Below are 4,270 nucleotides of genomic sequence, written 5' to 3'. Positions count from 1 at the left end.
GGCCGGGGTGCGGAGCAGGGCCGGGATGCGGAAGGTGTGGTAGCCGTCGGTCCCGGAGCGGAACGGCACCGAGACGACATCGTCGGCGGTGAGCTCCGCGCTCGCGCGGGCTGCGGCCGACTCGAGCCGGGCTCGGACCAGGGCGCCGACACCGGCCAGCGCGGCGCCGACCAGGCCGGCCACCACGAGCGGCATCCGTCGCACGCGTCACCTCCGGCGCTGGGCGGCCGACCGGGCTCGACCACGGTGTCCGCGCCAGGCTAGCGCCCACCCCCGGCCGGCGGGGAGGGGGCGACGCCCGTCCAGTGCGGCAGCTCGTCGCGGCCGGGGTCGGATGGCCCGCCCGGTCGACGAGCCCCGGCCACCGGCGACGAGCGGGGAACGCATGGAGGCCGTCCTCGTCCGACGGTGTGCCGGGGGACGTCCCGGGCCCCGTGCCGTCACCGAGACGACACCGGCCGGTGTCGTCGCCCACACCGCGATGTCGCCTGCGGCTGGGTGGATGGGGACGACCCTCCCCACCGACCAGGAGCCCCCATGTCCCTGCAGCTCAGCCGCCGTCAGCTGATCGGCGCCGGTCTCACCGGTGGTGTCGCCCTCACCGGTGCCGGCACCGTGCTCACCGCCCCCTACGCCGACGCCGCCCCCGCCGGCGACCTGTTCACCCTCGGGGTCGCCTCCGGCGACCCGCTGCCGGACGGGGTGGTGCTGTGGACCCGGCTGGCGCCGTCCCCGCTCGACCCGGACGGCCGCGGCGGGATGGCCGACCGCGTCCGTCCGGTGGCCTGGCAGGTCGCCGCAGACCCGGAGTTCCGGCGGGTCGTCCGTCGCGGCGTCGAGGTGGCCCGCCCCGAGTGGGGCCACTCGGTGCACGCGGAGGTGTCGGGTCTGGAGCCGGGCCGGGAGTACTGGTACCGCTTCCGCGTCGGCGACCAGGTCTCCCCGGTCGGCCGGACCAAGACCGCCCCGGCCCTCGGCGCACCGCTCGCGGCCGCCGTCTTCGGGTTCGTGTCCTGCCAGAACTTCCCCGCCGGCTACTTCACCGCGCTGCGCCACGCCGCCGAGGACCAGCTGGACGCCATGCTGCACCTGGGTGACTACATCTACGAGGGGGCCGGTGCCAGCCAGCTCCCCGGACGCGCCCACTCCCCGGCCGCGGAGATCTTCACCCTGGCCGACTACCGGGTCCGGCACGCCCAGTACAAGACCGACCCCGACCTGCAGGCCGCCCACGCCAGCACCCCGTTCATCTCCGTGCCCGACGACCACGAGGTGGAGAACAACTGGGCCGGCGACATCTCCCAGGTCGACACCGAGCCCGACCAGGACCCGGCGGTGTTCCGCCGGCGCCGGGCCGACGCCTTCAAGGCGCTGTACGAGAACATGCCGCTGCGGCGGGCCTCGATGCCGGTCGGCCCGGACATGCAGCTCTACCGCCGGATCCGCTACGGCGACCTGCTCGACTTCTCCATGATCGACACCCGCCAGTACCGCGACGACCAGCTCGAGGCCTGCGAGGGCGACTGCGCCGGGCGCAACGACCCCTCCCGCACCATCCTCGGCGAGCAGCAGAAGGCGTGGCTGGTGGAGGGGCTCGCCTCCTCCCAGGCGACCTGGCAGATCGTCGGCAACCAGTCGATCACCTTCGACAACGACACCGTCCCGGGTGCGGGGGTCGACTACTCCGAGGACAACTGGAACGGCTACGCCGGCGAGCGCCGCTCGGTCTACTCCCAGATCCACGAGGCCGGCGTGCAGAACCTCGTCATCGTCACCGGTGACGCCCACGCCAGCGCCGCCTCCGACCTGCGGGTGGACTTCAACGACACCAGCTCCCCGGTCATCGGCACCGAGTTCCTCGGCACCTCGATCACCTCCGGCGGCAACGGCTCGGACCAGAGCAACCGCACCCGCGCCTGGCTCTCGGAGAACCCGCACATCAAGTTCGCCAACAACAACCGCGGCTACCAGCGCGTCCGGGTCAGCCCGGAGCTGCTGCAGGTCGACTACCAGGTGGTGGACGCCGTCACCACCCCGGACGCCCCCGTGCGGACCCGCGCCACGCTGACGGTCGAGGCCGGACGTCCGGGCATCGCCGGCGTCGACGACTGAGCTCCCGCCGCGCCCGGACCTCCGGGTGATCGAGCGGCACGGTCCCGGGCTCCCGCAGCACGCGGCGGCCCGGGACCGTGCCGTTCGGCCTGCTACCGGGAGGAGATTCCGGCGAAGGGGTTGCCCTGCCCGTCGGTCTCGGGTGAGGATCGACCAACGTCCCGAATGGTCTGGACCTCTAACCCCCCCAGCGGCCACCGCCGCGTCTCCGACACATTGGAGTGGCTATGACGCACCCGACGTCTCCCGTCCGCCCCCGCACCCTCCTCGCCGGGCTGGCCGTGGCGGCCCTGACCGTGGGGCTGGCCGCCTCGCCGTCGGAGGCCGCCCCGAAGCAGCCGGCCGAGCGTGCCGAGAGCAGCCGCGGCTTCTGCACCGCCTGGAGCCGGTCCACCACCCGCCACCTGACGCTGGACGAGAAGGTCGGCCAGCTCTTCATCCAGGAGCTGTACGGCCCGACCGCCACCACCCGCGACGCCCGCAACGTCGACTTCTACGGCCTGGAGACCCCGGCCGAGATCGTCCAGGAGTACCACCTCGGCGGAGCCATCTACTTCGCCTGGACCGACTCCGTCGGCGGCGGACCCGAGCAGATCGCCGGTCTCTCCAACGGTCTGCAGGAGGCCGCGCTGGAGGGCTCCACGCTGGACGTCCCGCTCTGGGTCGGCATCGACCAGGAGATGGGCATCGTCACCCGGATGGGCCCGCCCGCCACCCAGTTCCCGGGCGCGATGGCCGTCGCCGCCACGCGCAGCACCGAGAACGCCCGCACCGCCGCGGCGATCACCGGTGAGGAGCTCGCCGCGGTCGGTGTCAACGTCAACTTCGCCCCCGACGCCGACGTCAATGTCAACCCGGCCAACCCGGTGATCGGCGTCCGCTCCTTCTCCTCCGACCCGCAGCTGGCCGCCGACTTCACCGCCGCCCAGGTGCAGGGGCTGCAGGACGACGCGGGCCTGTCCGCCGCCGCCAAGCACTTCCCCGGCCACGGCGACACCGCGGTCGACTCCCACACCGGGCTGCCGCAGATCACCCACACCCGCGAGGAGTGGGAGCAGATCGACCGCCCGCCGTTCCAGGCCGCGATCGAGGCCGGCACCGACATGATCATGACCGCCCACATCGTGGTGCCCTCCCTCGACCCGTCCGGTCTGCCGGCCACCCTGAGCAAGCCGATCCTCACCGACCTGCTGCGCGAGGAGATGGGCTACGAGGGCCTGATCATCACCGACTCGCTGCAGATGGCCGGCGTCCGTGAGCAGTTCGACGACGGCGAGATCGCGATCCGGGCCCTGGAGGCCGGCGCGGACCAGCTGCTGATGTCGCAGGACCTGCCGACGGCCTGGAACGCCGTCCGCGACGCCGTCGGCACCGAGCGGCTGCCGAGGGCTGAGCTCGACGCCAAGGTGCAGCGCATCCTCAAGACCAAGTGCGACAACGGGCTGGTCCGCGAGCCGCTGGTCGACGAGTCGGCCGTGATGGACGTCGTCGGCAACCCCGAGCACCTGGCCACCGCCGCCGAGATCACCGACGCGACCCACACCCTGGTCGAGAACGGGGCCGGGCTGCTGCCGCTGGACGTCGACGGCACCGACGTGCTGGTCACCGGCTGGGGCGCCAGCACCACCACCACCCTGGGCGCCGAGCTGACCGCCCGCGGTGCCACCACCACCGTCCGTGAGACCGGGGCGACCCCGAACGAGGCCGCCATCACCGGTGCGGTGACCGCCGCCGAGGACGCCGACGTCGTCGTGGTGCTGACCAACAACGCCGCCACCTCCACCGCCCAGCAGAACCTGGTCCGCCGGCTGCACGCGACCGGCACCCCGGTCGTCACGGTGGCCGTCCGCAACCCCTACGACATCGCGCACCTGCCCGACGTCGACACCTACCTCGCCACCTACTCCTACAGCCCGGTCTCGGTGCCCTCGCTGGCCCGCGTGCTCACCGGCGAGGTCGCCCCGACCGGCAAGCTGCCGGTCGACATCCCCGCCGCCGGCGACCCCGGGACGGTGCTCTACCCCCTCGGTCACGGCCTGACCTACTGACCTCCGCAACCCCCTGAGGAGAACGAGATGACCACAGTGAACCGACGGCACCTGCTCGCCGGGGCGGGGGCGGCGGCGGTCGCCGTCCCGCTGGCCGGGGCGACCGGCGC

3 protein-coding genes are annotated in these 4,270 nt (G+C 73.4%); 2 read left to right on the top strand and 1 reads right to left on the bottom strand.

What is annotated here, in order from left to right; all coding sequences use genetic code 11:
- The coding region (locus tag DVA66_RS17645; RefSeq protein WP_198671906.1) for a sialidase family protein at window positions 1-204 on the bottom strand (204 nt) is incomplete at its 3' end.
- Window positions 205-537: 333 nt separating this feature from the next.
- On the opposite strand from DVA66_RS17645, the gene DVA66_RS17640 reads away from it, so the two are divergent.
- Together DVA66_RS17640 and DVA66_RS17635 are read left to right on the top strand one after the other, a co-directional pair.
- Entirely contained in the window at window positions 538-2,112 is a 1,575-nt protein-coding gene (locus DVA66_RS17640) for an alkaline phosphatase D family protein (RefSeq protein WP_114561229.1), read from the top strand.
- Between the two features lie 227 nt (window positions 2,113-2,339).
- Window positions 2,340-4,160: a glycoside hydrolase family 3 protein gene (locus DVA66_RS17635; protein WP_114561228.1), complete on the top strand. Its 1,821-nt coding sequence runs from the start codon at window positions 2,340-2,342 to the stop codon at window positions 4,158-4,160.
- The last annotated feature ends 110 nt before the right edge of the window (window positions 4,161-4,270 follow it).

Source organism: Desertihabitans aurantiacus, from assembly GCF_003344635.1.
GTDB lineage: Bacteria > Actinomycetota > Actinomycetes > Propionibacteriales > Propionibacteriaceae > Desertihabitans > Desertihabitans aurantiacus.
This window is presented reverse-complemented; position numbering and strand designations above follow the sequence as displayed.

Excerpts from the sequence above, each read along its gene's own strand:
- DVA66_RS17640 (WP_114561229.1), top strand. The coding sequence starts at position 538 with ATGTCCCTGCAGCTCAGCCGCCGTCAGCTGATCGGCGCCGGTCTCACC.
- DVA66_RS17635 (WP_114561228.1), top strand. The coding sequence starts at position 2,340 with ATGACGCACCCGACGTCTCCCGTCCGCCCCCGCACCCTCCTCGCCGGG.